This is a genomic window from Peribacillus sp. B65 (assembly GCF_058513295.1).
Genome location: NZ_CP195840.1, coordinates 4,510,664 through 4,536,077, shown reverse-complemented (window position 1 = coordinate 4,536,077; position 25,414 = coordinate 4,510,664). Strand labels below are relative to the sequence as shown.

General features: G+C 37.8%; 26 protein-coding genes, 15 tRNA genes, 1 rRNA gene and 1 pseudogene. 9 read left to right on the top strand and 34 right to left on the bottom strand.

Going from position 1 to position 25,414, the window contains the following annotated elements; translation table 11 throughout:
- Positions 1 to 119: 119 nt before the first annotated feature.
- The 3 genes from ACSR9O_RS22185 to ACSR9O_RS22175 form a co-directional block, all read right to left on the bottom strand.
- Complete coding sequence (locus ACSR9O_RS22185; RefSeq protein ID WP_491725113.1) at positions 120 to 572, bottom strand: hypothetical protein; 453 nt, start codon at positions 570 to 572, stop codon at positions 120 to 122.
- 339 nt (positions 573 to 911) lie between these two features.
- Entirely contained in the window at positions 912 to 2,051 is a 1,140-nt protein-coding gene (locus tag ACSR9O_RS22180; RefSeq protein WP_452445212.1) for a zinc-dependent alcohol dehydrogenase, read from the bottom strand.
- 153 nt (positions 2,052 to 2,204) lie between these two features.
- Positions 2,205 to 3,125: a glycerophosphodiester phosphodiesterase gene (locus tag ACSR9O_RS22175; RefSeq protein WP_491725112.1), complete on the bottom strand. Its 921-nt coding sequence runs from the start codon at positions 3,123 to 3,125 to the stop codon at positions 2,205 to 2,207.
- A gap of 808 nt (positions 3,126 to 3,933) precedes the next feature.
- Between ACSR9O_RS22175 and ACSR9O_RS22170 the strand changes: the two genes are divergently transcribed.
- Positions 3,934 to 4,809, top strand: a complete 876-nt coding sequence (locus ACSR9O_RS22170; protein ID WP_202190589.1) for an ATP-binding protein — start codon at positions 3,934 to 3,936, stop codon at positions 4,807 to 4,809.
- Positions 4,810 to 4,870: 61 nt separating this feature from the next.
- On the opposite strand, the gene ACSR9O_RS22165 is transcribed toward ACSR9O_RS22170, so the two are convergent.
- On the bottom strand, positions 4,871 to 5,704 hold the full coding sequence (locus tag ACSR9O_RS22165; protein ID WP_491725111.1) for an ABC transporter permease: 834 nt from the start codon (positions 5,702 to 5,704) through the stop codon (positions 4,871 to 4,873).
- 23 nt (positions 5,705 to 5,727) lie between these two features.
- Positions 5,728 to 6,495: an ABC transporter ATP-binding protein gene (locus ACSR9O_RS22160; RefSeq protein ID WP_101223425.1), complete on the bottom strand. Its 768-nt coding sequence runs from the start codon at positions 6,493 to 6,495 to the stop codon at positions 5,728 to 5,730.
- Between the two features lie 384 nt (positions 6,496 to 6,879).
- Between ACSR9O_RS22160 and ACSR9O_RS22155 the strand changes: the two genes are divergently transcribed.
- Positions 6,880 to 7,869, top strand: coding sequence for an ABC transporter substrate-binding protein (locus tag ACSR9O_RS22155; RefSeq protein ID WP_491725110.1), 990 nt, complete (start codon positions 6,880 to 6,882; stop codon positions 7,867 to 7,869).
- A gap of 30 nt (positions 7,870 to 7,899) precedes the next feature.
- On the top strand, positions 7,900 to 8,793 hold the full coding sequence (locus ACSR9O_RS22150) for a TauD/TfdA dioxygenase family protein (protein ID WP_101223427.1): 894 nt from the start codon (positions 7,900 to 7,902) through the stop codon (positions 8,791 to 8,793).
- Between the two features lie 134 nt (positions 8,794 to 8,927).
- Here ACSR9O_RS22150 and ACSR9O_RS22145 read toward each other — a convergent pair whose 3' ends face one another.
- The gene (locus ACSR9O_RS22145) at positions 8,928 to 9,515 is read right to left on the bottom strand and encodes a DUF6241 domain-containing protein (protein ID WP_434167883.1); all 588 of its coding nucleotides are present in this window, start codon (positions 9,513 to 9,515) and stop codon (positions 8,928 to 8,930) included.
- Positions 9,516 to 9,682: 167 nt separating this feature from the next.
- On the opposite strand from ACSR9O_RS22145, the pseudogene ACSR9O_RS22140 reads away from it, so the two are divergent.
- Positions 9,683 to 9,802 (top strand): annotated as a pseudogene (locus ACSR9O_RS22140) (alpha/beta hydrolase); the annotation flags it as partial.
- 140 nt (positions 9,803 to 9,942) lie between these two features.
- Here ACSR9O_RS22140 and clpP read toward each other — a convergent pair.
- From clpP to ACSR9O_RS22125, 3 genes are all read right to left on the bottom strand, one after another.
- Entirely contained in the window at positions 9,943 to 10,527 is a 585-nt protein-coding gene (gene clpP, locus ACSR9O_RS22135; protein WP_101223429.1) for an ATP-dependent Clp endopeptidase proteolytic subunit ClpP, read from the bottom strand.
- 30 nt (positions 10,528 to 10,557) lie between these two features.
- Positions 10,558 to 11,265, bottom strand: coding sequence for a sigma-70 family RNA polymerase sigma factor (locus tag ACSR9O_RS22130; protein ID WP_230177997.1), 708 nt, complete (start codon positions 11,263 to 11,265; stop codon positions 10,558 to 10,560).
- 447 nt (positions 11,266 to 11,712) lie between these two features.
- Entirely contained in the window at positions 11,713 to 12,045 is a 333-nt protein-coding gene (locus ACSR9O_RS22125; protein WP_101223431.1) for a hypothetical protein, read from the bottom strand.
- A 296-nt stretch (positions 12,046 to 12,341) separates the two neighbouring features.
- On the opposite strand from ACSR9O_RS22125, the gene ACSR9O_RS22120 reads away from it, so the two are divergent.
- Positions 12,342 to 12,923: a tyrosine-type recombinase/integrase gene (locus tag ACSR9O_RS22120; protein WP_491725109.1), complete on the top strand. Its 582-nt coding sequence runs from the start codon at positions 12,342 to 12,344 to the stop codon at positions 12,921 to 12,923.
- Positions 12,910 to 13,104, top strand: a complete 195-nt coding sequence (locus ACSR9O_RS22115; protein WP_053533812.1) for a hypothetical protein — start codon at positions 12,910 to 12,912, stop codon at positions 13,102 to 13,104. Before ACSR9O_RS22120 ends, ACSR9O_RS22115 begins: the two co-directional genes overlap by 14 nt.
- 128 nt (positions 13,105 to 13,232) lie before the next feature.
- Here the strand turns inward: ACSR9O_RS22115 and glsA are convergent, their stop codons facing one another.
- From glsA to ACSR9O_RS22095, 4 genes are all read right to left on the bottom strand, one after another.
- Complete coding sequence (glsA, locus tag ACSR9O_RS22110; RefSeq protein ID WP_101223532.1) at positions 13,233 to 14,174, bottom strand: glutaminase A; 942 nt, start codon at positions 14,172 to 14,174, stop codon at positions 13,233 to 13,235.
- Positions 14,175 to 14,547: 373 nt separating this feature from the next.
- Entirely contained in the window at positions 14,548 to 15,003 is a 456-nt protein-coding gene (locus ACSR9O_RS22105; protein ID WP_101223432.1) for a stage III sporulation protein AH, read from the bottom strand.
- A 43-nt stretch (positions 15,004 to 15,046) separates the two neighbouring features.
- On the bottom strand, positions 15,047 to 15,907 hold the full coding sequence (locus ACSR9O_RS22100) for a hypothetical protein (protein ID WP_427571258.1): 861 nt from the start codon (positions 15,905 to 15,907) through the stop codon (positions 15,047 to 15,049).
- Positions 15,908 to 15,920: 13 nt separating this feature from the next.
- Positions 15,921 to 16,772 (bottom strand): S8 family serine peptidase, encoded by an 852-nt coding sequence (locus ACSR9O_RS22095; protein WP_491725108.1) that lies wholly within the window; start codon positions 16,770 to 16,772, stop codon positions 15,921 to 15,923.
- 688 nt (positions 16,773 to 17,460) lie between these two features.
- Between ACSR9O_RS22095 and ACSR9O_RS22090 the strand changes: the two genes are divergently transcribed.
- The 3 genes from ACSR9O_RS22090 (at position 17,461) to ACSR9O_RS22080 (ending at position 19,546) form a co-directional block, all read left to right on the top strand.
- Entirely contained in the window at positions 17,461 to 18,003 is a 543-nt protein-coding gene (locus ACSR9O_RS22090; protein ID WP_491725107.1) for a DUF6241 domain-containing protein, read from the top strand.
- A gap of 768 nt (positions 18,004 to 18,771) precedes the next feature.
- Positions 18,772 to 18,978, top strand: coding sequence for a hypothetical protein (locus ACSR9O_RS22085; protein WP_402940031.1), 207 nt, complete (start codon positions 18,772 to 18,774; stop codon positions 18,976 to 18,978).
- A gap of 277 nt (positions 18,979 to 19,255) precedes the next feature.
- Positions 19,256 to 19,546: a hypothetical protein gene (locus tag ACSR9O_RS22080; RefSeq protein WP_491725106.1), complete on the top strand. Its 291-nt coding sequence runs from the start codon at positions 19,256 to 19,258 to the stop codon at positions 19,544 to 19,546.
- 729 nt (positions 19,547 to 20,275) lie between these two features.
- Here ACSR9O_RS22080 and ACSR9O_RS22075 read toward each other — a convergent pair.
- The 21 genes from ACSR9O_RS22075 to rrf all read right to left on the bottom strand — a co-directional run bounded on the left by ACSR9O_RS22075 (position 20,276) and on the right by rrf (position 25,302).
- Positions 20,276 to 20,788, bottom strand: a complete 513-nt coding sequence (locus ACSR9O_RS22075; RefSeq protein ID WP_491725105.1) for a hypothetical protein — start codon at positions 20,786 to 20,788, stop codon at positions 20,276 to 20,278.
- A 175-nt stretch (positions 20,789 to 20,963) separates the two neighbouring features.
- Positions 20,964 to 21,491, bottom strand: a complete 528-nt coding sequence (locus tag ACSR9O_RS22070; protein WP_491725104.1) for a DUF6241 domain-containing protein — start codon at positions 21,489 to 21,491, stop codon at positions 20,964 to 20,966.
- Between the two features lie 308 nt (positions 21,492 to 21,799).
- Entirely contained in the window at positions 21,800 to 22,144 is a 345-nt protein-coding gene (locus tag ACSR9O_RS22065; protein ID WP_491725103.1) for a hypothetical protein, read from the bottom strand.
- Positions 22,098 to 22,574 carry a hypothetical protein gene (locus ACSR9O_RS22060; protein WP_491725102.1) on the bottom strand — a complete coding sequence of 159 codons (477 nt, stop codon included), beginning with the start codon at positions 22,572 to 22,574 and terminating at the stop codon, positions 22,098 to 22,100. Before ACSR9O_RS22060 ends, ACSR9O_RS22065 begins: the two co-directional genes overlap by 47 nt.
- A 171-nt stretch (positions 22,575 to 22,745) precedes the next feature.
- Positions 22,746 to 23,450 (bottom strand): tyrosine-type recombinase/integrase, encoded by a 705-nt coding sequence (locus ACSR9O_RS22055; protein ID WP_491725101.1) that lies wholly within the window; start codon positions 23,448 to 23,450, stop codon positions 22,746 to 22,748.
- Between the two features lie 313 nt (positions 23,451 to 23,763).
- Positions 23,764 to 23,844, bottom strand: a tRNA-Leu gene (locus tag ACSR9O_RS22050).
- 8 nt (positions 23,845 to 23,852) lie between these two features.
- Positions 23,853 to 23,926: transfer RNA gene (locus tag ACSR9O_RS22045), tRNA-Cys, on the bottom strand.
- 8 nt (positions 23,927 to 23,934) lie between these two features.
- Positions 23,935 to 24,009, bottom strand: a tRNA-Gly gene (locus ACSR9O_RS22040).
- A gap of 3 nt (positions 24,010 to 24,012) precedes the next feature.
- Positions 24,013 to 24,087, bottom strand: a tRNA-Gln gene (locus tag ACSR9O_RS22035).
- Positions 24,088 to 24,122: 35 nt separating this feature from the next.
- A tRNA-His gene (locus ACSR9O_RS22030) sits at positions 24,123 to 24,198 on the bottom strand.
- A 17-nt stretch (positions 24,199 to 24,215) separates the two neighbouring features.
- A tRNA-Trp gene (locus tag ACSR9O_RS22025) sits at positions 24,216 to 24,289 on the bottom strand.
- Positions 24,290 to 24,299: 10 nt separating this feature from the next.
- Positions 24,300 to 24,383, bottom strand: a tRNA-Tyr gene (locus tag ACSR9O_RS22020).
- 16 nt (positions 24,384 to 24,399) lie between these two features.
- Positions 24,400 to 24,475: transfer RNA gene (locus ACSR9O_RS22015), tRNA-Thr, on the bottom strand.
- 7 nt (positions 24,476 to 24,482) lie between these two features.
- A tRNA-Phe gene (locus ACSR9O_RS22010) sits at positions 24,483 to 24,558 on the bottom strand.
- A gap of 12 nt (positions 24,559 to 24,570) precedes the next feature.
- Positions 24,571 to 24,646: transfer RNA gene (locus tag ACSR9O_RS22005), tRNA-Asp, on the bottom strand.
- Between the two features lie 5 nt (positions 24,647 to 24,651).
- Positions 24,652 to 24,725, bottom strand: a tRNA-Met gene (locus tag ACSR9O_RS22000).
- 105 nt (positions 24,726 to 24,830) lie between these two features.
- Positions 24,831 to 24,906: transfer RNA gene (locus tag ACSR9O_RS21995), tRNA-Val, on the bottom strand.
- Positions 24,907 to 24,921: 15 nt separating this feature from the next.
- Positions 24,922 to 24,996, bottom strand: a tRNA-Glu gene (locus ACSR9O_RS21990).
- A gap of 9 nt (positions 24,997 to 25,005) precedes the next feature.
- Positions 25,006 to 25,097: transfer RNA gene (locus ACSR9O_RS21985), tRNA-Ser, on the bottom strand.
- Positions 25,098 to 25,102: 5 nt separating this feature from the next.
- Positions 25,103 to 25,177 (bottom strand) — tRNA-Asn (locus ACSR9O_RS21980).
- 9 nt (positions 25,178 to 25,186) lie between these two features.
- Positions 25,187 to 25,302 (bottom strand): 5S ribosomal RNA (gene rrf, locus ACSR9O_RS21975).
- Positions 25,303 to 25,414: the final 112 nt, after the last annotated feature.

Sequence of the window (25,414 nt, the reverse complement as noted above, 5' to 3'; positions counted from 1 at the left end):
ATTAAAACCTTTGAACTCTCCTTGACACTGTGTATATATTTAAAAGTTTTTAAAGATCCAGTGTTTAATTATGATAGCATCGAAAAAAGAGAAAGCATCTCGCCTTCTCCATTTATCGTTTAATCTATGAATTGTAGTTCTGTTATCGTACATCTTTTCCTGAATTTATATTTTCCGCTCAAATCACTGAATTGATAATCATTGAGAGATTTCCCCAGTTGTTCCCTCAGCTTCTCTACAGTGATGGATTCCTTAACTGTCTCTTTCCAATTTTCATTTCCGATCAACTCATCGAACGGAATGGTAGTCAGGACTTCATCATATATCTGGATGCTTTGATCGATGCCGAAGCTGCCATAGATACTGCCATTTTCATCAGCAAAGATATGATCCGATTCCAATTCCTCCACCAATACTTCCAGATATTCCTTTGACTTAACAGGCTTGATGGCAATCTCTGCTTCCGCCTTTACAGGTCCCAATCTCTTATCGACGATCTCTATCGTCAATTTAACATGAACGGGCGGATACCCAAACCCTTCACAAAGTTCTGTTGCCGAATTATATACCATCTGTACGTCCTCCTTTTGCCACTATCATTATATAATAAAAATAGTACATTTCATTACCAAAAACCCTTATTCAAGTTCACTTGCATCTTATTTTTATAGCGACTCTTTTTCAATTCATACGCTCCTTCAACACTGAAGGGTCAATCGTCATATTTCGAGGATTTCCCTAATACGAAATCCACGAATCCTGATTTTCTCAGTTCACGGGCATAATTATCATTCATATTTCATACCTCATTTATACGTTTATCGATAATACACCATTAATTTTGATCTATTTATGAACTCAACTAAAAATCCAATGCCGCTCAGGACATTGGACTTTTTATAAGCTTCACATTATGGCTTTAGCACCACTTTAATACATTCATCCTCGTGATCGTTAAAGATTTGATAAGCCTCACTCGCTTTTTCTAGAGGGACTTTATGGGATATGATTTCCGTGGGGTCGAACTCTCCAGCCGTGATCTTATCAAAAAGCTTGGGCATGTAGTGAATGACCGGTGCTTGTCCCATTTTAAGATTAATGTTCCGCTCAAATAAATTGCCTAATGGGAACATATTATATTTGGATCCGTATACGCCAGTCAGTTGGATCGTGCCGAATTTACGTACGGCGTTAAGTGCAATCTCGATCGCACTTAACGTTCCACCCTGAAGTTTCAGCTTTTGCTCAATCGCTTCTATCGTTGATTTCTTGCCGTCCATTCCTACACAATCTATGACCACATCTGCCCCGCCAGAAGTGATTTCCTTAATGTAGCTGCCCATATCGTTATATTCATCGAAGTTATACGCTTCAACCTTATTCATTTGTTTAGCCTTATTGAGTCTATAAGGAAGATTGTCGATGGCAATGACCCTTTTTGCTCCTTTCATCCAAGCGAACTTCTGAGCCATCAACCCAATCGGCCCACAGCCCAATACCACTACCGTATCATCTTTCTTGACGCCAGCGTTCTCTACACTCCAATATGCGGTTGGCAGCACATCGGACATGAACAAAAGCGCTTCATCTTCAAGTTCACATGACTCTGGGATGACAAACGGCATGAAGTTTCCATATGGGACCCTTAAATATTCTGCCTGCCCGCCTGGATAGTTCCCATATCGTTCCGTAAAACCAAAGTACCCGCCTGTATCCACCGCTTCATTGGGGTTGGAATTATCACATTGACTCTCCATATCATGTTCACAATAATAACAGTGCCCACAAGAAATGTTGAAAGGCAGGACAACCCTGTCCCCTTTTTTCACCTTTGTTACTTCCGGTCCCACTTCTTCGACGATGCCCATCGGTTCATGGCCAATGACATAATCTTTATGCGTCGGCAAAGCACCCTGATATATATGGAGGTCGGACCCGCAAATAGCCGTTGAAGTCACTCGGACGATGATATCATCCTTTTGCTGAAGTTTCGGATCTTCAACTTGTTTTACCTGTATATCTTTTGCTCCTTGAAAAGTTACAGCCTTCATATTCAACCTCCTAAAATATTCTTTATACATTTGATATACCCGTCAAAAAAGGCTACTAAGCCTATGAACATCTAATTTCCCAAGAATCTCTTCATCATGCTGCACTAGGATACAAAAAAAGCCCCGGAAACCGGGACTCACCTATGAAACCATTTATTTAGGAACCTTATTATTGTGCTTATACTCACTTAGTACCTCGTTGAATACATCGGGATAATTCGTAAACAGCCCCGTTGCACCCCATTCAAGAGCCTTTTTCATATCCGCTCTTTCATTTACTGTATATGGATGGAATTGGAGGTCATGGTCGCGAACCATCTTCACATATTGTCCGTCCACCTTATTGAAGTTCGGCCCAACGCCAATTGCATATTCCTTAATGGACTCCAATTCTTCATCGGAAATGGTTGCTGGGTTTTTATAAGAAAAAAGTTGCACAAGCGGTAACTTTGGATTCATGTCATGAACCTTCATAAGGCTTTCTTTACTGAACGATTGAATTAATACATTCTTGGTTCGGCCTTTTGAATCCACCATTTTATATTCTTCCAGAACCTGCAGAAGTTCTTCTTCCATTCCCGGATATACTTCAGGAGACTTTGTTTCTATATAGTAATTGGCCTGCTTTCCGAACTTCTTAAAGACTTCTTCAAGAGTGGGAACCGTTAACCCTTCATATACCTCTTTTGCCAATTGCGGATATTTTTCATTGAACCATGTACCGGCATCCAGTTTCTTGATTTCTGTCAGCGTTAAATCCTTCACCAGACCAGTACCATTCGTTGTACGATCCACCTTTTCATCATGCATTGCTATCAATCTACCATCCTTGGTCATTTGAAGATCGATTTCTATGTAGTCGCCTTTCATTTGTTCTCCCATTTGATAAGCTGGAATGGTATGTTCAGGTGCATAACCAGAAGCTCCCCGATGTGCAATATTCACGATTTTCTTCTCATAAATAGATGAATTGGTATGATTTCCATTTGCAGCTAGGGTCCCGATGGAAGTAGCCTGCAATATAAAAGCCGCACTCATCATACAAAAACTGAATTTCTTTATATTCGTTTTCATTTTCCCTCTCTCCCTCCTACTATTACCATCATTTTAGAAGGGGATTGTGAACTTACAGCAAATATAATGTAAAGAAATAATATATTATCTAAAATGGTTAAAATAACCTATCAAATACAAGGCATTCATGTAGTTTTTTCTACCTGATTAACCGTTTCATTGACACTTTAAGCCTTCCAGACCCTTATTAAATCAAACTTAATGCCGATAAATTCCAGATATTAGATCAGATATTCCAATGTTGACATACCAAGAGGACCTGTACAGAATTGCTCCTTAACTCCTTTCCCTGACTGACCTTCAGGTACTGAATTCCACCCGACCCATGCCTGGAGTATGGTCTTTTCTAAAATATAGATACAAAGACTATAAATGCAAAATCTATCTTTTTCTGATTTACAAAAAACTAGTATCATATTACTATTAAACAAACAGAATATTAATCCTAAGGGGAATTATGTTAAAAAATTATCAATATTATCAAAACAAACACCGATTTATACTGAAAGCATTCATGGCAATGATATCCTTTTTACTATTAGTTGGGATTTCTGTATCACCTATAAGTTGGAAAGATAATCCCTACGAGATGACATTACAGGTCATTTTAATATCGGGGATGATAATTTCTCTGTTATTTTTCTTAAAAACAGAAGTCAATTTTTATAAGACCCTATTCATTTTCTTAATTACTGTTTATTTATATAGCAAATTTTTGATATTTCCAGATACAGCAATCATGCTTTCTTTATTTGCTATAGCACCCTTGTTTCCCATTTTTCTCTTTGATAAAATCGGGTTTTATGTTGTGGCAACTTTAAATATCATATTAGGTCCCGCTTCCATCATGATCATTTCAAAAACGGATCTTCAATACACTTATGAATATGTCGCTTTGGATAGTTTCGGCAACACGCTTAATTTCATCGCCATTCAAATCATATTGGTATTCGTGTTCATAGGCACCAATAATAGGATGGAATCCACTAATGCATTCCACAAGGAAATACAGCAGGCCAAACAATTGAACTCAGTCGGACAGCTAGCTGCCACCATTGCACATGAGATACGTAATCCGATTACAGTCGTTAAAGGGTTTGCCCAGTTATTAGATCAAGAGAAGGAACTGAATGAAACGGAAAAATTTTATGTACAGACCATGCTTACGGAACTTGAATATACACAAGTGATAATCAATGACTATTTGTCTTTGGCAAAACCGCATACGGATAATGTACAGGTCATACCTTTAAATTATGAAATCCAAAAGATTTCCGATTTATTAACCAGTTTCGCCAATAATCGTAACATAGGCTTTCTCCTGGATTTCCGTGACGACCTGCACATTAACATGAATCCCATCGAACTTAAACAGATACTGGTCAATATCATGAAAAATGGAATTGAGTCAATGAACAAACCTGGATTCATCAAGGTGGAAACAGAGCAGGAACGCACTATGGCAAAAATACGAATAACGGATACAGGAATAGGTCTCTCAAAAGAACAGCTTGAAATTCTAGGTACCCCATTTTATTCACTTAAAGATAGGGGAACCGGTATCGGCCTGACCGTTTGTTATTCCATCGTTCAAAAATACAAAGGGAAAATCGTGGTACAGAGCGAAGTGAACAGAGGAACATCGTTCACCATTTATTTGCCCTTATATAAAAAAATAGATTAAATATATATCCCTAATAAGAAAAAGGATGACCACCCATCACCGGGCGGTCATCCTTTTTCAATTAGGCTTTAAAACTATCTTGCCATTTCAGCAAATAATTTTCTAAAAAGCGGACAAACGAGTCTGAGATTTTACCAGCGAGGGCAAAAATGATGATGCCTACGAATACGACGTCCGTTTGCATGAATGAACGGGCATCCTGGATCATGAAGCCCACCCCTCTATCCGCACCCAGCAATTCAGCCACGACCAGGCACATCCAAGCCGCACTTAAGGCTAAACGGATACCAAGTAATATGTTTGGCAAAGCTGCAGGAATCATGAGCTTCGTTATTTGTTCCCGTCGGCTAAACTCCAATATTAGGGCAACATCGTACAGTTTTTTATCCACATTCCGAAGTCCCAAAAAAGTTTGTAAATATAAAGGAAAAAAAGCACCTAAAGCGATAAGCAGCACTTTGGATAGTTCACCAAATCCGAACCACATAATGAATAAAGGGGTAATAGCAAGTAAAGGGACCGTTCGTAACATTTGAATGCTCGGGTTTAAATATTCCTCGGATTTTTTTTGCATGCCAACGATGACTCCAAACAATAATCCTAAAAAACCACCTAATGCAAAGCCTAGAATAGCCCGCGTTAAACTGATTTGTAAATGCATGCCCATTTCCCCCGACTGAACGAGATCAATGAAAGTCGTGACGATCAATAAAGGTGATGAGAATAATTGGGCAGGCAGGATGCCAACCGATCCTAATGTTTGCCATGCAATCAACACGACAACGGGAAGGACCGAACCCCGCAATGCCGATTTGGCGAGTTTGGATTGTTTTGTCGTTTCCCTAATGACAAGCGGCTTGTTTTGAGCAACGGTCTGTGTAGACATAATTTTCATCCTTCCTTTTTTCAAAAATTTAATTAAATGCTCCAATCTTCCACTTCTACTGGATGATGATCAAGTTGGGTTAATATGACGGACCTGAATTCCTGAAACGCTTTGCTTGTTCGAGTTCTTGGATATGGCAAATCAATTGGAACGATAGCTTTAATCCGTCCAGGCTTTGCATCCATGACGACCACTTTCCTCGATAAAAAGATGGATTCATCTATATCATGGGTGACAAGCACCATCGTTGTCTTATTCCTCTCCCATATTTCTAGTAAAGCCTCTTGAAGATGCGTTCGCGTGAATGCATCCAACGCACCGAATGGCTCATCCAGTAATAATACTTCCGGATTACGTAATAAAGCCCTGGCAATGGCAACACGCTGCGACATTCCACCGGATAATTGGCGTGGATACGCCGTTTCAAATCCTTTTAGTTTAACAAGTGAAATCAAATCATCCACCCTTTTTCGAATGTCCGGTTTCTTTAATGGAAGGTTACCTGCAATATTCTTCTCCACGTTTAGCCATGGAAATAAGCGATGCTCCTGAAAAATGAAACCACGGTCTTTAGAAGGGCCGCTAACCGGATGATCACCTGCCATGATTGCTCCGTCAAAGTCTGAATCAAGTCCTGCGATCAACTTTAATAATGTGCTTTTCCCGCAGCCGCTCGGACCAATGATGGTGACGAATTCACCATTGTTGACGGTCAGATTTAAATTATCCAAAACATGGACACTTTCATTCTCATTCTTAAATGTTTTGCTTACTTGATTAATTTCTAACGTCGCAACCAATACCCTCACCCTTTCTTAAATAAAAAAATAGAGATCCAGCAATAAGGCACATATTGTCCCTTTGCTGAATCTCTAGTTAACTAGTCGATTCAATATTTCATTTTATATTAACTTATCGATTATTTATAATCAACACCTAATACCAATTTATTTTATCGGATTAATAGTGAAAAAGTAATTGACAGATAATTCTAACAGCTGTTAAGATGCATTCATACACAAATCCGCTTCACACAGGAGCCAATTAAATAAAGGTCATGTGAATCAACTGGACTACCGGAGATTCAATGAAGAGTAACCCCGGCATACTCTTCGTTGAATCTCTTTTTTGTCATTAATCTGACTATCCAGATGTGGTAAGTGTATTAGAGAAGGAGGGAATTCATGAAGGAATATCGTAACAAGTTAACCGCATTACTACTTGCCATCATTAGCATCACTGTATTGGCAGGCTGTAATTCCGATGCCGGCAAAGCTTCCGGGAAAAGTGATCCACTGAAAGTTCATATTGCCTTAAATGGCAAGATGGGACCATTGGTCATTGCAAAGGAAAAGGGATTGTTCAACGAAGAGTTTTCTAAACTGGATGCCCAAATCGAGTGGAGTGAATTCTCGAGTGGTCCCCCGCTTTTGGAATCCCTTGCTTCCAATCGGGTTGACCTGTCTTTTTTAGGGGATGGTGCACTGATTGCCGGCATTGATAAGAATCTGCCATTCGAAGTGATTGCACAAACAGGACGGGGTGAGTCATCTGTCCGGATCCTGGCTCAAGCAGAAGGTAACATAAAGAAGATTGAAGACTTAAAAGGAAAAACGGTCGGTGTTGCCTCGGGGACAACGGGTCATGTGTATTTAATCAAGGCATTGAAAGCCCATGGCTTAACGACTGATGACATTAAACTGATCAATTTACAACCGGATGATGCTCAAGCAGCTTTTGAAACCAAACAATTGGACGCCTGGGCGATATGGAACCCTTATTACCTTAATAATATTGAAAAAGGGAATGCTGTCGCACTTAAAGTAAAAGGAAAAATATTAGCACCTGGAGCTATCATTGCACGTAAAGGCTTTGCCGAAGAGCATCCTGAAATTGTAGAAGCATATTTAAAGGTTTATAAAAAAGCTGCCGACTGGCAAATTGAAAATCCAGATGAAGCATCTGAAATTTATTCCAAAGAAACTAAATTGCCTGTGGGTACGGTCAAGACAATAATAACGGCCGAAGAACCAAATATCTTCTTTACCGAAGATGCCATCAAAGCACAACAAGAATCCATCGATACTTTAGCTGGTGTGGGTTATATCAAGAAATCATTTAATTTTAAAAATCAGATCCACAATGAATACATTGATGAAGCCTTTAAAAAATAAAAAAACATACCTTACAGGAGGAGATTGATTATGACGGAAACTAAAACACAACAATTAAAAGTGGTACCGGTAGCAGGAAGGATTGGAGCGGAAATTCAAGGAGTCCAATTAAGCGGAGACTTGGATTTAGCTATTTTCAGTGAAATCAAACAAGCGTTAAACGATCATAAAGTCGTATTCTTCAAAGGTCAAAACCATTTGGACGATGCCAGCCAAGAAGCATTTGCCAAACTATTGGGTGAGCCTTATGCACATCCTACAGTACCGGTCAAAGACAATACTAACTATATTTTCGAACTTGATTCCGAACGGGGTGCTAAAGCAAACCATTGGCATACTGATGTCACTTTTGTTCCAGAAGTTCCTAAATACTCTGTTTTAAGAGGTGTAACCATCCCTGATGTTGGCGGCGATACAGTCTGGGCAAATACCAATAAGGCATATGAGGACCTGCCGGATGGATTGAAGAAATTAGCTGACGGACTATGGGCAATCCATACAAATGAATATGATTATGCACAATTCAAACCAGCCGAAAACATTGATGATGAGGTTAAAAAGAAATATCGTGATATATTCGAATCCACCATTTATAAAACAAGGCATCCAGTCGTTCACGTGCACGCAGAAACAGGAAAAAAGCATTTGTTATTAGGTGGTTTTGCTGGAAGAGTGGAAGGATATACAACAAGTGAATCTGAAAGATTATTAAGTATCTTCGATTCATACGTCACGCGCTTAGAAAATACCGTCCGTTGGCAATGGAGTGAAGGGGACGTGGTCATTTGGGATAACCTGGCCACGCAGCATTATGCTATTGCCGATTACGGGGAACAGCATCGCGTCGTTCGCAGGGTCACTGTAGGTAAAGACGTTCCCGTAAACAAGGAGAACGAGTCAAGCAAACTAATTATTAAAAAATAAACTCCTGTATCGATTGAAAGGTTCGAAAATACTCAAACCTCCTGAGGAACTGGCCTTAGTGCAGGAGGTTTGAGTATTTTCTTTTTGAACAGGTCTTTCCACTCGCCCTTTGGCATTTTCAGTACTTTATCCCCTCATTTAAAATTAACTTCAATGAATTCAACCTCTTCTGCCCGACTTAATGTTCCATGGGCTTTTCCAACGGTGCCTTCTTTGTCTTCCCAAAAGAAGTTATGGTCCTGAACGATCGTGCTAAAATCAAAGTCTCGCCACCGGGCAGCGATGGCCAGCAATCTATCTCTATGCTGAAAATCACTTGAATCCACTATTTTATAAACTTCTTCTATAATCTTAGGGGACATCGGTATAGCTCCCCATTTATCTTGCGAGCGAACCTTTTGATGAGTCATTTTATGCATGACGTCCATGACTTCCGTTTCGGTTGAGCCTTCATCAAGTCCTGTTTCAAATTCGATCCCATCATATATCGCAGTTTTGGCCTCAAGTTCCGCAGCTTTCGCTTTTGCTTCCCTTTGGGCTTCGATTTTTTCATCTTCTCTTTCTCTTTCAATTTGTTCTTTGGCTTCCCTGGCTTCAATTACCAGTTGAGCTTTTTCGTACTCATTGGAGTTCTCCATGATTTTAAAGGAAGCAGCCCCCACCCCGAATAATGCAACAGCAGAGATTCCACTAACAAGTAAAACCTTTTGCGTTTTCTTCATAAAACTTCCTCCAAGATTGATAATGTCAGATAATATTTATTTTAACATATTAAATGGATGTACTATCCAGAAAAGGTAGACATCCAACCTTCTCATCCCTTCAAGAAGAATTACAGTAGTTTCAGATATCGATAATTCCCCAAGGTACCATTCTATTTTTTCAAGAAGATTCATTCGTCACTTATTCCATGCTGGATGACATATTTAATGCAGCAACAGTAGACAAAGAAAAATTGATAATACCGGGTGCCGGGCATTGTGAAGCTGAGGTAGTGGATCCGGAATAGTATGGGAACAAGGTATGGGGTTTGTGGATAAATATATGGAGTAATGTAAGAGGGTAAAAAGAAACTGCCGATATGCAATCGGCAGTTTCCTTTCGTTTTCGTCCAGAATATTTTGAGCTTACATCGCGTTTTTATCAGGATTAATTAGCCTGAACGATTATTTCATCGATTATACCGTAATCCTTCGCCTCATTTGCGCTTAAGAAATAATCACGATCTGTGTCCTTCGCCACCTTTTCGATAGGCTGACCGGTCCTTTCCGAGATGATTTGATTGATATGATCCTTTAGCTTTAAAATCCTTCGGGCAGAAATTTCAATCTCCGTGGCTTGCCCCCTCGCCCCACCTAGCGGTTGATGAAGCATGATTTCACTATTTGGCAAAGCGCACCTTTTCCCTTTCGTACCCGCCAATAAAAGCATGGCACCGAATGATGCAGCCATCCCCGTACATACAGTCCGGACATCAGGCTTAATATATTGCATCGTATCATAAATGGCGAAACCGGCACTGGTCGATCCCCCTGGACTGTTTATGAAGATGGTAATTTCTTTATCAGGTGCATCCGCTGCCAAGAATAACAATTGGGCAACCACGCTATTGGCTAAATGATCGGTGATCTCTTCCCCAATCATGATGATACGGTCTTTTAGAAGTCTGGAATAAATATCGTACGAGCGCTCACCCTTGCTTGATTGCTCAATTACATATGGAATTGTGGTCATATCTCTTCTTCCTCCTAACAATATAATTGGCTATGCAGCCATTGAGAGTGTGTTTGAAGGAGTGAAGCTTGATTGAGAAAGAATCGGACGATTCATCAGTTTAGGAATCATCGATTCACTGTTCAGGGATTTAAAAGATGGGATGCTTCTAATGAGGATATCAGGATTTTGGGCTTTTAAAGCCTGTGTCATCAGGGACATGAGCCGCTGTTCCTCCTCATCCTGCCAATCTTCCACACAAGACAACATACGCTCATCAACGTCATTGTCAAAACGCTTTTTCACACGGTTCAAGATGGCTTTTACTGCTGTTTCCGTGGTGTTCAAATAATCTGAGATTTCTTTTGACCGATAGAGGAACCCTTCCTTTAATATGAACACTACAGCTTGTTTCGGGGTAAGGGATTTAATTATATATTCAACCGTTTCAAAAACATTTTCCCCTCCTGCCCCCTGCTGTTCGGTATCCAACAGATCGTCTAAGGATTCTTTTTTCCTTTTTCTAATCGTATCAATCCAGGAATGGCGGGCAATCGTCTTCAATAGAGCGGTTGTTATCTCCGTTTTCTTTCCATAGCCCTGCATTGCCCTCAATATCGTTTCCTGTGCCAAATCATCCCCATCCCAATTATTTTGGGTCAGGAATCGGCAAAACCGCAGCAATTCAGGATAGACTTCACGCAAAATCGCACCGTTATCATTTTCTTCAGAAATATCTTCCCTTAACTTATTTATCATTTTTTCTCACTCCTTCAACACCCTCTATCCTATAAACGTTTCAGAAAGAGAAAAAGATATGGGGGTGAAAAATTTTCCTTCATTCTTCTTTATATCCTATTCCATTTTTTCCATTGGATTTCCTTTCATACTAAAAACCTGTTTGGTTAAGCTCCAAACAGGCTAATGTCAATGTTCTGTATGCAACAAATAAGACCTCCCCCGCTGTGTACCCGGTTCGTCACCAAGCATTTCAGTGAAGACCTTATTTACCAAACCAATTATTATTCTCCGTACACGCCATTAAGACAATCAGCAAAATCTTTGGAAGTGACTTTCAGGAATGTTTCGTATATATCCAAACCTTTTCCCAATTCTCAACTTGTTCCGATATCCCTGACCTCCCCGGATGTCCTTGTAGTGAATCCTGAATTTCAAATTTCCGGATGATCCATAGGAACTCAGCTGCTATTCCAGGTGTTCAATGCATTCGACCGTGTATTCGCTAGGTTCCATTTCGTTTTCTTCGATACCAAACCAACTGGAGGTGCGACCTTCATTAGCGCTATCTTTACAATAGTTCACCATAGAACCTGCTGGATTATCTTCAGATTCAGACTCTTGATCGCTCATCTCTTCAAAATTCACCGATCGCTCGTTATGACGCTCTCTGTCTACCTTTTCATTCTCCAGGTCTGCGAACATGAACATGCAGTAAAAAACGGCTATCATAATTGCCATAGTAATCAACCTTGAGCTTAAAGGCAGTACCTTTTTCAATATAGCTAAAACTCTCTTCATGGTGGTTTCCCCAATCCTGCTAGCATAATAAATTCAGAATGAATTAATTCATCTATTAAATATCCATCAATAACACTAGTTTAGAAAAATATTACTATTTTCAGTATATCAAGTTCCAGAAGTTTTTTATTGCTATTATTCAATAAACAACTAAAATACTCCGAACCCTATAAAAAGGACAGTCCAAAAAATATCAGTATACTCCTCAAATTGACTTCCATCCTTTTTCAGTGTTACTCTTAAAAGTATACATTCAAAATACTGATTCCATTGGCGTGAAATAAGGGTGATCACTTTTGCCAAAAGAACATTTAATAGACGTTCAACCAATCAGATCATCGGAAAAATTAGATGATCTGAAATGGTCATTGAAAAGACATTGCAGCGAGAGAGACTACATATTGTTCTTGTTAGGCATCAATACCGGATTGCGTGTAACTGATTTATTATCGCTGAAGATAAAGGACATTGAAGGCAAGATGGAGGTCATCATCAAGGAAGGGAAAGCAAAAAAGCCAAGAATGATACAGCTTAATACTATATGTAATGAATTGGCCGCCTATATAGCCACCATTGATGGTGAATGGCTATTCCCCTCACGCAAGGGCGATAAGCCAATAAGTAAGATACAAGCTTACAGACAGCTTAATAAAGCAGCTGACATGGTGGACATCGAGGGCGTCGGTACACATACCATGCGGAAAACATTCGGGTACTGGCACTATAAACGAAGTAAGAACCTCGCTGAGTTACAAATGATCCTTAACCATTCACACCCTGTAATTACACTTAAGTACATTGGGGTTGCTGAAGAAGGAACAGAGGGCAGCTTAAATGACTTTACACTATGGGAGGACGGAAGAAATGTCACTGACTGAATACAATGCAAAATATGAATCTATCATTCGCAGCAATATTTCCGACAGACAAAAGGCATTGAAGTTAGCTGATCTAATGACCGATATGGAAGGCCAGCTAAAAAATGAAATCGGGGAACATCGAAATAAAGAGGTAAATGCTTTATATAAAAAAGTATCTCTTTTCTCCAACTTGTTATAACCAGCTTAAGACCTTGCCCTTATGTGCAGAGGTCTTTTTTTGCTGCTGTGAAGGTAAATGATCTGTTTCCTCAAGGGTTTACACTGAACTCCTTTAACATCCGACTCACTCGATAATGGTTTCAATGTTTACAAATTAAACATACTTAAGGAATACTTTTTCGCCATTATTTGCAAGATTTTTATCCCGGCAACGCTGTTCCCCTTCTCATCCAGCGCTGCACCATAAATTCCAATCCCACATTTTCCGGGGACGGCCCCCATGATTCCCCCTGACACACCGCTTTTAGCCGGTATGCCAACATTAATGGCAAATTCACCTGATGCGTTATACATGCCGCAAGTAACCATGAATGTCTTGCAAATACGTGCAATGTCCCCGGGGATGATTTGCTTTCCCGTCAACAAATCTTTCCCATTCATGGCCAGCACACAGCCTATCCTCGCTAAATCCTGACTGTCCATTTCAATGGCACACTGCTTCGAATACAATTCGATTAAATCCTCCACATCCTCATTTATTACATTATGCTGCTTTAAAAAATAGCTTAAAGACCTATTCAAGTCTGCTGTATTGTATTCTGACCGGGCAACATCTTCATTAAAACCGATAGTAGGATTTTGCGTCAACTCCCGGATAAAATGTAAAATACGCTGAAATCGCTCATTTACACTGTTACCTGCAATCATGTGGGTCACAGTCAATGCTCCTGCATTGATCATCGGGTTTAACGGCTTGGATGGCTTGTTTGTCTCTAACTTGGCAATTGAGTTAAAAGGGTCGCCGGTAGGTTCTTTTCCTACATAGGAAAAGACATATTCCTCTCCCTTTTCCATTAATACCAGAGCAAGTGTCAAAACTTTCGATATGCTTTGCAGGGTCATTTTACCTCTTACATCCCCCGCACAATATCCTTTTCCGTCAGGATAGTAAATTGCAACAGACAAATCCCCAGGATTCGCCTTCTCAAGAGCCGGTATATAGTCTGCCACTGTTCCCATATTTGTATATTTTTTTGCCTCATCGACCAGTTGCTGTAATTCTTCATTGGAACTGCATTGACATCCCATATTGTTCACAATTTTCCGCCCCTTAGAAAATTTGTTTTGTGAAGCGTTCTTAGATAGTGGTTTTATTATTTATTACCATATTTCATCGATATTATTTAAAAAACTACGAAGCGGCACTTTCCTGGTTTTAGATTTCTTAAATAATAATTCTTTAAAGAAATTTTCATATGCTTCTTACTGATACTAATTCACCCATTATAAGGTCTAACCATACTCCCCTAATCTAAATGCATACGGTTCTGAATTATTTTCGTCGTGTTTAAAGAAAAAAGACCTCACATAATCGTTGAGATCTTGATTTTAATGCTGCGTTGGAATCAAATAGGGTTCATCTTTTTTTGTTATGTGTATATATTCAAAGACATATCATTGGTTAATCATCCAATTCTTCAACTCTTAAACCTTCAATACCCATAATTTTTGAAGCTTCGGTTTCATTCTCAGGAAAAATGAAGCATTGTTTTTCATGAGAAGAAGTAGCCAGCCAGACCTTTCCTTGTTTAAAAAAAGACAAATCCTCAGGCAAATTAGGCATTTCCCACTGAAAAAGAGATTTTGCAATCATTTTTATTATTGATTTTGCATTCCCATCAGCATAAAAATAATAAACATTTGCAGTTTGATTATCACCAAGAGTTGTACTAGCCCATGTTGATTCGCTTCTCATTTCTTTTAATGATGCTTTGAACTTATTTATGATTTCCTCTAAGTCTTTTATTGCACCCATATCGGTTCTAATAACTAGATGAAATTCATCACATACTTCAAAGCATAAATCAATTAGTTCCTGATAAACTCTATTTTTTGGATCCCTTTCAACGCTTAACATCTTGTCCCCCCTATTTATAAATCAAGCATATTACAATACGAGATTATTTTGCACTGCCATAGAACGCATGTGCACCCTCAATCCGAATACCTTTACCATTTCTATCGTATCCAGAGAGTGGATGATAGTGCCAAACCATGTTCTTTCCATTTGAAACTTCTGCAGCTGTCACTTTCTTAATTGGACTTGCTTCTTTAGCGATTGTCTGTGCATTAGTTTTAGAAGTTGACCAAGTATTATTCTTACTCTTTAGTCTATTAACTGCACTGGTTTTGCTAAGACCTGATCCAATAAATAACTTTTTAGATTTTTTATCTACTGTAGCAACATAATGATTATATCTTTTTTTCTCTTTATTAATAAAATTATTAACTTCAATATATGCAACAGTTCCTACTAAGAGTACAGCACCTGCAGCATATAAAACTGAGATAGCTTTTGCAGATAATGTTATTCCCCAAGGTATAGCAAACAGAACAGTTGGTGTAGCAACAGAAGAATCATAAATAAATATCTCTCCAGTTTCCATGGACGTATATGTCGCTTGCATTCCGTACTCATCTAATTTTTCAATTACGACTTTATATTCTTCTATTTCATTTTCACTATTTTCACTAACAACACTTAATTGATTATTCCCCGGATCAATATCAATTGCTACCGTTGTGTCCTTAATCTCCCCAACTTCACTATCCACTGAAACCTCTATACCAACATTATCCGCGGAATAATCAATATTAACCAAATCAATATTTTCATCTAGTAACAGTTCTTCATATAATTCAGTAGAAGTAATTGATCCTTTTTGCGTAGCTCCGTATACATTATTATAAGGTACTATTAGAGAAAAAATTAAACTTGTAATAAACAAAATTATCATACTCTTTTTTTTATTTGTATTCATAACTAAAATCCTCCTATCTATAATAGGTGATAACATTAATTCTATTTTCTTTTTTGATTTGTTTGTTATGTTTTAATATTGAATTAAGTGATAAAACTCCAGTAACATAGGCCGTTGCTAGTGACGATCCATCTTCTAAAACAGCCTTATTATCATTTTGAAATACAAGTATTCCTTCACCTGGTGCAAATATATCTATCTCCCCAATTGAATTAAATGAACTAGACTCTAATTTTTCATTTATACTACCAACTGAGATAACATTTTCATATCTGGCAGGAAAATCTAAGTTTAGTCCATAATTATTTCCTGCAGAAGCTATAATAATTATCCCTCTTTCTATGGCCTCATCAACTACTTTTCTCAACTCAGGAACATCTTGCTTAAATCCAAAACTAATATTAATTAAATCTACCTTTTTATCCATACTCCATTTGATTCCTTCTATAACATGAGAAACTTCTCCCCCTCCTTGATCATCAATTACTTTTACATCGTATATTTCTATTAAAGGGTTAATTCCTTGCACAGTTTCATCATTTTGCTTTGCTGCAATTATGCCTGCAATTGAAGTTCCATGACCATATATATCTTTTGTATATTTACTTTTATTGATTACATTATATTTTGCAACAATTTGTCCTCTTAATGCAGGGTGTTTATCATTAATACCGCTGTCTAAAATTGCAACTTTTTTAGGTTTATCCAATCTATTAATTGTATATTCTTTATCAGGAAATACTAAACACATTGCCCAGTTTTTTTGACATTCCACTTCATTAAATTTCATCTTAATTTCTTCATTACTAGAATCGCATGCTGATAAAATAAACATAATCATCAAGTAATAAATAGATTTTTTCATGATTACACCTCAAATCAACAACTGCATTTATCTAAGTTACAACCACCTCTCTTAATAAACAGATTAATTAATCAACATACAATTTTATTATTTAACTTTGAGATATCAAAAAGATTGAATAATTCGTAGTTTACCATTTATTTCTTTTTAATAAATTTCTTTTATGAATCAAAACACATCAATAATAAGTCATAAAACTGGAGAAAACGTGACTTATGCATCATGAATCAATATTAATTTCTGAATTTATGACTTTTTTCAAACTATATATTCTTTAATTTGAAATAGTTGCATTTAATATTGAAATCAATTTATCTAAAATATTATCGAATCATTAGTCCAATAAACGCAGGGTTATTTCTTTAACTAAGGGGTTGGTCCATATTATAGGGCTAAACAGTTTTTACAGATTGACCTTCTTGTGGAATTATAGAAAAAAGGCGACCAATTGCGGTTGCCTTTTCTACTTGCACGGAGGTATCGTCAATGCCCCTGTTCATAGAGTCAACAGTGGTCTCAGGATACTCTGTATTGGTTACCAATAAAAAAAATTTATCTATATATGGTTACTTAATAGTTTAAGATTATTTGTTAATGTTTTATGTTAATATCATAATGGTTAGCTTATCCATAAAAGGATGTAACCGAAATCAGTGAATAATCGAACTATGACTCGGAGGAACTTATCATGAATAAATTTAGATGGTCAATGGTTTCAATTATAGTTGCTGCAGCAGTTCTTGCAGTGGTAATAACATTACAGCAGAATGCCAAAAAGTATGAAGCAACGCATAATGAACCAAATACCGATATTTCTGTTATGGATGTTACGGGGAAAATTAAGAAAGATAAAGATTTGGAAGAGCAAACTTCAGAAAAAGAACAAATTCTATATGAATTAGGCCTTGGCCCAGCTTCAACTGCAGAAGACGTTATGAAAACTATGCATAGTATGACTCATCAAAAAGTAATTTCTGAAGAAAAATGGTACAACCTTGAGATGGCTCCTGAAAACATCAGTGCAGTTTATGAATTTATTAAAGACAGCGACATCGGCTTCACACTTAAAAGAGAATTGTTAAAAATCGCAGGAAACTGGAAAGAAGGAAACTTCGACAATATAGTGGAAGATCACAACTACCTTTGGGGTGCTCAAAATGGAAATGTTGGTAAAGCTACCGGAGTTCTTACTCCTGAACAAGAAGCAGAATTTGTAAAAGATAACTTTTAATAGTCATTAAAAATCGAGGCCATCGAGTATTTTTATTAATCAAAACAATGGCCTATTTTCGCCAACAGTAAAAATTTGATTCGCGGATTTTTGGTACAGCAGAAGAGAGGATTTAGGCGAATATGCTTGGGGTAATACGGGTATGCTCCGGCTGCCCCTTCCGTATACACACGAGTATGTCTTTGTTGGCATGCGAGTTGCTTTAATCGTTTTATTTATTTCATTGCATGAACAACGCAATTATTTCCGATATCTTTAAGCGCTCCACTTCGTAATCTTCCCCGCATAGTTTTATTCCATCGCATAGCAAATCCGTTGGTCGAATTTTTCGGAATGACGTCTATAATCGGCTTTTGTTGTCGGTATAATCCGTATCTAAGTCACGCAGCATATTAGTATTTTCCGTTAGAAAGGCCGCTGGCGCTATTATGTTCTAATGCGTTTTAACACATTCGATACATAAACCCTCATGAAGGATATTAAAACGTCGTGTCAGTACGTTTAAATGGGGCATTTTCATTTAAAATGTTTAAAGATAAATATACAAAACCAATATCAACCACCCCCCCGCCAATTTAGGCAGAGCTCGTCCTCATAGTTTGATGAAAACGAGGAAAATCACCCCTTGTAAAAAACGGAGCAACTTCACTGTTCTTTAAAGAAGATTTAATTTAAAAAAAGAAGGAATTAGAAGCGCTTAGACGGAAATATATATTATTGCATAAGCTTTCATATGTATTTAACATTTGATGGAAAGTAGGAAAAGCCATGGGGAAATCGAAGAGTTTACAAGAAATCTATAACGCCAACCGTCCAGAAAATAATGAACTTTTCCGAGCGATACAACAGCATCTACAAATGAAGCATCCAGACAAACGAATGACAGCTACGAGAACATTGCAAATAATTGTGGCTGATAGTGTTTCATCTGGAGAGCTGCGTAACGTGGAAGCCCGCCTTCTTCACAGTTTATAACGACCTGTTGTTTCATAAGCCCTTTGAAATGTTGTTAGAACACAGAAAGGATCTTCGTTTCGTAACTCAGCAACATTCATTCTTTTGCTTACTTAGTGCACTTTGGTGCAATCACTTTGCCTCTGGAAAAGTGTCTGTTTTCTATTTATTTAATTTGATTACAGATTCAAATGGTGAGTAAAAATGCTCGAAAGATAAAGATTGACAACGTTTTTAGTGTGCCTCATACTAGTGGTGACTCAAATGACAGAATATTACGAATAGTGGAGGGGTAATTATGAATAAGGTTTTCGTTCCTAACGCAATCGCCACATTAACAAGACTTTTCTACAGTTCGACTACAATGAATGAGTATTTAGCGATGAGAACCGCCCAATTCTACATTGAAGACCTGAAATTACTGCAAGACGTGGAAGCTGTTGCCTTGGCAATTGAAAATCAAAATGCTTTCGCATTAATGTCTAAATTTAAATTATTTGATTATAAGGCTGCTGAAAAAATTGAAATCGCACTATCCTCTTCTGGCTATACGGAAGCAGACCTAAATGCTATGAATATTGAAATCTAAATTTATTTTTTTAAAACGAATGGTAGAGTTAATACTCTTTGACCCATTCGTTTTTATTTTTAATCGTAAGAACAAACATTGATAAAATAAACGATTTCTGTGCATAAGATTCTATCACCATTCAAACTCCGATAAGCTGCCAAACTGTTTGATTCGATTTTGTATGCTCCTTGGTTTCAATTTCCTTCATTCTAGAGTGATTAAAAACCATTGCATAATACCCCCGCACATTATTTGTACATATTCTGTATTGCGTGATGAACACAAAAAAGCTTCACACAATTAAGTGTGAAGCTTGATGTAATAGCGATTCTTCGCTATTGGTGATACCGGTGGCCGGGGTCGAACCGGCACTCCAGAGGAACACGATTTTGAGTCCCGTAAAAAATTAAAATGCTTATTAAACCAACAGCCCCAACCAATGTCGGACTATGGTATTATTTGTATTAACACGACTACTGACAATTATGCCTTTGGTCTTCAAAAACGTCAAGTGTAATTTACCTTCTTATTAAACTTTGCTTGCCCAAGCAGCTTATAATATTTTATTAGCTTCGCTTCATATTCTCTTGCCTTTCCAACTTTCCTAAACTCGTCTACAATTTTATAAGTTACTTTACCTTGCGCCATTAGCTGCTTATGTTCCGAGTTTCTTCTATAATATTCATTCGTTATTATTTATTTCATCTGAAAAGAAAACCCGAAGGTCCCTTTTCATAATCTATTCATTTATTGTGGTTTGTTTTCATTCCAAAGTTTTGCATTTTCTTCAAGGCTTTCAACACGAGCGGAAAGATCTTCTAATTGTTTTTTCAATTCTTGATTTTCAATTTCCAAAGTTTCATTTCCCGTTTGGAGAGCATTGATTTCTTGTTCATATGTGCTAATTTTCCCTTTGGTTCCCTGAACTTCAGATGAAAGATTTCCTAACTTTTCATTAATGGATTTGTCTTGGTCTTGAAGTGGTTTAAATTCATTCCAATACAGCATGTTTCTAAACTTTAAGAAACTGCCTGCAAGTTCATATCTTAGAACTGTATCATATGGTCTAAATTCATATCTGTTATACTCTGGTTGTTCAAATTTGTTTTTCATGATATTATAACCCAACACATACTGAACATCACTGTAGAAGGGGTCTGTCTGTTTAACATCTTGGGCAACCATTTCTGCTGATGCGTTAGATGTAATTCCTCCAATAATTCCTACTGCTAAAAGTAATCCAGCAATTTTCTTTTTCATAATGATTTTCCCCCGATGTTTATAAATATTTCTTTATTAACCGATTCTGTTTCAATCTGCAATATATTGTAACATTAGTAATAAAGCTTGTACGCAAATCTAGAAAATTACCAGATTTTTAACATAAAATATTGATTTTAAAATAAAAAATAAGCCTTGATGGGCTCGTTTTTTATTAAAAGTTATTATCGATAAATTCTGCTTCTTCATCCGAGTTAAGGACTCCAGTAGCTTTTCCAACAGTTCCACCTTGATATTCCCAAAAGAAGTTATGATCTTGATCAACGTTTTCAAAGCTTCCTTCTTTCCAGCCAGATACGATTCTTAACAAATGACGTTTAAGAGAGAAATCGCTGTCTTTCACTATTTCGTAAACTTCGTTAATGTTTTCAGAATTCATCTCAACCGATCCCCATTTATCTTCAGAAATAACTTTTTGATGTGTCATGTGATGCATAACCTCAATGACCTCATCTTGAGTTGAAGTAGGACTAAGACCAGTTGATTCTTGAACTCCACCAATTGCTGCAGTTTGTTCTTCCATTTCTGCTTCTTCATCATCCTTATTCAAAATTTCCACAGGAGTACTTCTAGCTTCCCGCCTTTCTTGATAACTTTTAGCATTCTGATAAATTGTCATTACCACTGAGATAACTGCTGCAGCTGCTATAAGTCCAACCATTGACCATCTAAATTTGTTCATTATAAGTTCCTCCGAGTCATAGTTCGATTATCACTCATTTCAGTTACATCCTTTTATGGATAAGCTAACCATTATGATATTAACATAAACTATTAACAAATAATCTTAAACTATTAAGTAACCATATAGATAAAAATAAATTGAGCATAAGTTATTAATCCTCAAAATGCTCTAAATCTAAATTGATTAGATGGGATTAATAATCACTCTGTATTGGCCATTAAACTATTCCCTATATAATTTTCTATATAAAATTTATTGGAAACCAATACAGAGCATCCTGAGACTTCTGGGGTACTATATAAATCTTACCAGTTTATCAATTGAACATTGGAATCTTTTAATCTTTCATAAGGATCAATTTGTCCATGCTTCAATTGGCTTTTATATAAGGTATTTTCTAAGCAAGTTCTAAAGTAAGCTCCAAAGTTATCTATATCAGGATTTGCTTCTACCTCTTTTAAGACCCTATAACAAACTTCTTTACTCAATCCTTTTAATCGATATTCAGAAATTAATTTATTTATTATTTCATCGTTGTTAACCGATTCTTTGTTAACAAAATATTTATTAATATTTTTATATTGTTCTTTTTTATTTTTCTTTTTATAAGCTGGTAACTTTTGTACAGGCTTGGATTGCTCTTTTGTCATAGCTCAAAAAATCTTCAGACTGTTTCTGTACTGAGGTTTCTTGTTCATTTTCCTCGTTTAGGTCTGCGCTTTTGTCAGAGCTGACAGCTACTTTTGGAAGTAACTGCTGCACTATTTTATCTGTGATATGAAAGTACTTCTTAGATGGTGAACCCATGATTACCGATTCGATATAGCCTGCATCTTCTAAATCCTTAATTGCTTTCAATTGCTGCCTGTATGATAAAGCTGTTTCTTCTTCCAAAACTCCACTAGTTAAATAGAAGTACTCTTTACCATCTCGTACAGTCAGCATTTTCTTACTTCCAAAACTTTCATAGCTTGAACATAACTGCCCGAAAATAATTGCTCCGTTGACTGATACTTCATGAGCTAGTTCTTTATTGAACATAACAAACGTATTGCCACCAAGTATGGATAATAAATTCATGTTCTTTTTCTCCTTTTGACACAGAAAAGGAAACTTGCTAAAATTTAATTAGAAGTTAATTCTTCTGTTTTTTGTTTAGAGATGGTAGAGCCGCCAAACTCAGTTGCCATCTCTTTTATTATTATAATACACCGAACACTAGTTCATAAAATATAAATTGGTATATATTACCTATATATTCAATCCTTTTAATGCTCCGTGCAACTTATGCTTTTGCTCCAGATCTTGTCCCCATAAATTCACATATCTTTTAGTAACAGTGATATCTGTATGACCAAGTAAATGCATTAAAGAGAATGCATCCACACCTGAAACAATCATACATTTAGCCATCGTATGTCTAAATGTATGAGGACTAACTCGCTTATTTATCATTGCTTCCTTCCCATACTTAGTAAGCCTAGTTTGAATGCTATGTCGATTTAATTCTTTATTATCCTGGCTTATGAACAGTTTGGTCGTCTCAACGTCTCCTCTTATTTTTATATATCTGCTTAGCTGCTCTTGTGTCGTTTCAGATAAGTAAACCGTTCTTTCAAAGAGATTCTTTGTTCTTCTAATAATGATAATGTTCCCTCTAACATCATTTCCTTCAATGCCTACAAGTTCAGACAATCTGACTCCAGTATCTAGGAATACAAGTATGATTACTTCATCTCTAAAGGATATAAACGTTTTTTCTTTTCTAATTGTCTTTATAAGTTTCTCGATTTCTTTATTGTCCAATGTTCCATTTGTCTTTTGTCTATCCCTTAATAATTTGATGTTCTTCATTGGGTTCTTATCGATAAGTTTGCTCTTACATAAAAAGTTATAGAATGCTCTATAGAATGCTCTTAGAGCTCTCAACCGGGTATTAATAGTAGTAACTTTCATTAGTTCCTTACTCTGGAGAATTAAGGTTTCTACGTCCTTTTGTACCCATTCAACGAGCTGCTTATTAATTATCTTCTTTGCTCCATGAAATTCATTTTTGTAGTATTCAATCGTTGCTGGTCTTAAATTTCTTAAATAGCAGTCCTTAAAAAAGGCTTCATATGCTTCTTCATCTGAAATCTTCTTCTTAATAATATCTTAAGTTCATCTTCCGTTAATTCTTTACGTCTTTGGTTTATTTTTGTCGTATTAAAGACAAAGAAAAAAGGCCCCAACATTTAAGTTGAGACCTTGATTCTATAAACATTTTTGATACCGGTGGCCGGGGTCGAACCGGCACTCCAGAGGAACACGATTTTGAGTCGTGCGCGTCTGCCAATTCCGCCACACCGGCATGTTTGTTGGAGGCGGCAACCGGAATCGAACCGGTGGTAAAGGTTTTGCAGACCTCTGCCTTACCGCTTGGCTATGCCGCCAACGTTTTTGGAGCGAAAGACGGGATTCGAACCCGCGACCCCAACCTTGGCAAGGTTGTATTCTACCACTGAACTACTTTCGCATATGGCTGGGCTAGAAGGGATCGAACCTTCGCATGACGGAATCAAAATCCGTTGCCTTACCGCTTGGCTATAGCCCATTAACGTTGTAATCATTATATCATGTTTTATTAAATGGGGCGACTGATGGGAATCGAACCCACGAATGCCTGAACCACAATCAGGTGCGTTAACCACTTCGCCACAATCGCCATTATAGGATTTAAATTGGCAGGGGTAGTAGGACTCGAACCCACACTGGAGGTTTTGGAGACCTCTGTTCTACCTTTAAACTATACCCCTGTAATAAAGATGGTGGAGGGGGGCAGATTCGAACTGCCGAACCCTAAGGAGCGGATTTACAGTCCGCCGCGTTTAGCCACTTCGCTACCCCTCCGCATATGGATGAAACATGGTGCCGGCAAGAGGACTTGAACCCCCAACCTACTGATTACAAGTCAGTTGCTCTACCAGTTGAGCTACACCGGCACTACTATGGTGGCTCAGGACGGAATCGAACCGCCGACACAAGGATTTTCAGTCCTTTGCTCTACCGACTGAGCTACTGAGCCAAACAATAAAAATGGCGGTCCCGACGGGAATCGAACCCGCGATCTCCTGCGTGACAGGCAGGCATGTTAACCGCTACACCACGGGACCATAGATTGCGGGGACAGGATTTGAACCTGCGACCTTCGGGTTATGAGCCCGACGAGCTACCGGACTGCTCCACCCCGCGACGGTAATAATGTTGCTTTTTATGCATCAAGTTTTCGTGTTAAGTGTTTCAATGGGCTGAAATGATCAATCCTTTATGCAGAAACAACTTGATGTTATTGAAAAATGGTGGAGGATGACGGGATCGAACCGCCGACCCTCTGCTTGTAAGGCAGATGCTCTCCCAGCTGAGCTAATCCTCCAATATGTTGTCTAAATGGTGACCCGTACGGGATTCGAACCCGTGTTACCGCCGTGAAAGGGCGGTGTCTTAACCGCTTGACCAACGGGCCAGGTATAAATGGCGGAGAGCAAGGGATTTGAACCCTTGAGACAGGGTTACCCGTCTACACGATTTCCAATCGTGCTCCTTCGGCCACTCGGACAGCTCTCCAATAATGGCTCCGCAGGTAGGACTCGAACCTACGACCGTTCGGTTAACAGCCGAATGCTCTACCACTGAGCTACTGCGGAACAATATAAGCTTGGCGACGTCCTACTCTCACAGGGGGAAACCCCCAACTACCATCGGCGCTGAAGAGCTTAACTGCCGTGTTCGGAATGGGAACGGGTGTGACCTCTTCGCTATCGTCACCAAACAATGTTAACATTTTTTCAAGACATATATTATTATAACGTCTTTTTGAGAAAATGCAAGAAGAAATTTTCATTCCTTCAAAACTAGATAATAAGAAGGTATTTCATTTTTTT

Coding starts and splice junctions, on each gene's coding strand:
- ACSR9O_RS22185 (WP_491725113.1), bottom strand. CDS start 572: ATGGTATATAATTCGGCAACAGAACTTTGTGAAGGGTTTGGGTATCCG.
- ACSR9O_RS22180 (WP_452445212.1), bottom strand. CDS start 2,051: ATGAAGGCTGTAACTTTTCAAGGAGCAAAAGATATACAGGTAAAACAA.
- ACSR9O_RS22175 (WP_491725112.1), bottom strand. CDS start 3,125: ATGAAAACGAATATAAAGAAATTCAGTTTTTGTATGATGAGTGCGGCT.
- ACSR9O_RS22165 (WP_491725111.1), bottom strand. CDS start 5,704: ATGAAAATTATGTCTACACAGACCGTTGCTCAAAACAAGCCGCTTGTC.
- ACSR9O_RS22155 (WP_491725110.1), top strand. CDS start 6,880: ATGAAGGAATATCGTAACAAGTTAACCGCATTACTACTTGCCATCATT.
- ACSR9O_RS22150 (WP_101223427.1), top strand. CDS start 7,900: ATGACGGAAACTAAAACACAACAATTAAAAGTGGTACCGGTAGCAGGA.
- ACSR9O_RS22145 (WP_434167883.1), bottom strand. CDS start 9,515: ATGAAGAAAACGCAAAAGGTTTTACTTGTTAGTGGAATCTCTGCTGTT.
- clpP (WP_101223429.1), bottom strand. CDS start 10,527: ATGACCACAATTCCATATGTAATTGAGCAATCAAGCAAGGGTGAGCGC.
- ACSR9O_RS22130 (WP_230177997.1), bottom strand. CDS start 11,265: ATGATAAATAAGTTAAGGGAAGATATTTCTGAAGAAAATGATAACGGT.
- ACSR9O_RS22125 (WP_101223431.1), bottom strand. CDS start 12,045: ATGAAGAGAGTTTTAGCTATATTGAAAAAGGTACTGCCTTTAAGCTCA.
- ACSR9O_RS22115 (WP_053533812.1), top strand. CDS start 12,910: ATGTCACTGACTGAATACAATGCAAAATATGAATCTATCATTCGCAGC.
- glsA (WP_101223532.1), bottom strand. CDS start 14,174: ATGGGATGTCAATGCAGTTCCAATGAAGAATTACAGCAACTGGTCGAT.
- ACSR9O_RS22105 (WP_101223432.1), bottom strand. CDS start 15,003: ATGTTAAGCGTTGAAAGGGATCCAAAAAATAGAGTTTATCAGGAACTA.
- ACSR9O_RS22100 (WP_427571258.1), bottom strand. CDS start 15,907: ATGAATACAAATAAAAAAAAGAGTATGATAATTTTGTTTATTACAAGT.
- ACSR9O_RS22095 (WP_491725108.1), bottom strand. CDS start 16,772: ATGAAAAAATCTATTTATTACTTGATGATTATGTTTATTTTATCAGCA.
- ACSR9O_RS22090 (WP_491725107.1), top strand. CDS start 17,461: ATGAATAAATTTAGATGGTCAATGGTTTCAATTATAGTTGCTGCAGCA.
- ACSR9O_RS22085 (WP_402940031.1), top strand. CDS start 18,772: ATGGGGAAATCGAAGAGTTTACAAGAAATCTATAACGCCAACCGTCCA.
- ACSR9O_RS22080 (WP_491725106.1), top strand. CDS start 19,256: ATGAATAAGGTTTTCGTTCCTAACGCAATCGCCACATTAACAAGACTT.
- ACSR9O_RS22075 (WP_491725105.1), bottom strand. CDS start 20,788: ATGAAAAAGAAAATTGCTGGATTACTTTTAGCAGTAGGAATTATTGGA.
- ACSR9O_RS22070 (WP_491725104.1), bottom strand. CDS start 21,491: ATGAACAAATTTAGATGGTCAATGGTTGGACTTATAGCAGCTGCAGCA.
- ACSR9O_RS22065 (WP_491725103.1), bottom strand. CDS start 22,144: ATGACAAAAGAGCAATCCAAGCCTGTACAAAAGTTACCAGCTTATAAA.
- ACSR9O_RS22060 (WP_491725102.1), bottom strand. CDS start 22,574: ATGAATTTATTATCCATACTTGGTGGCAATACGTTTGTTATGTTCAAT.
- ACSR9O_RS22055 (WP_491725101.1), bottom strand. CDS start 23,450: ATGAAAGTTACTACTATTAATACCCGGTTGAGAGCTCTAAGAGCATTC.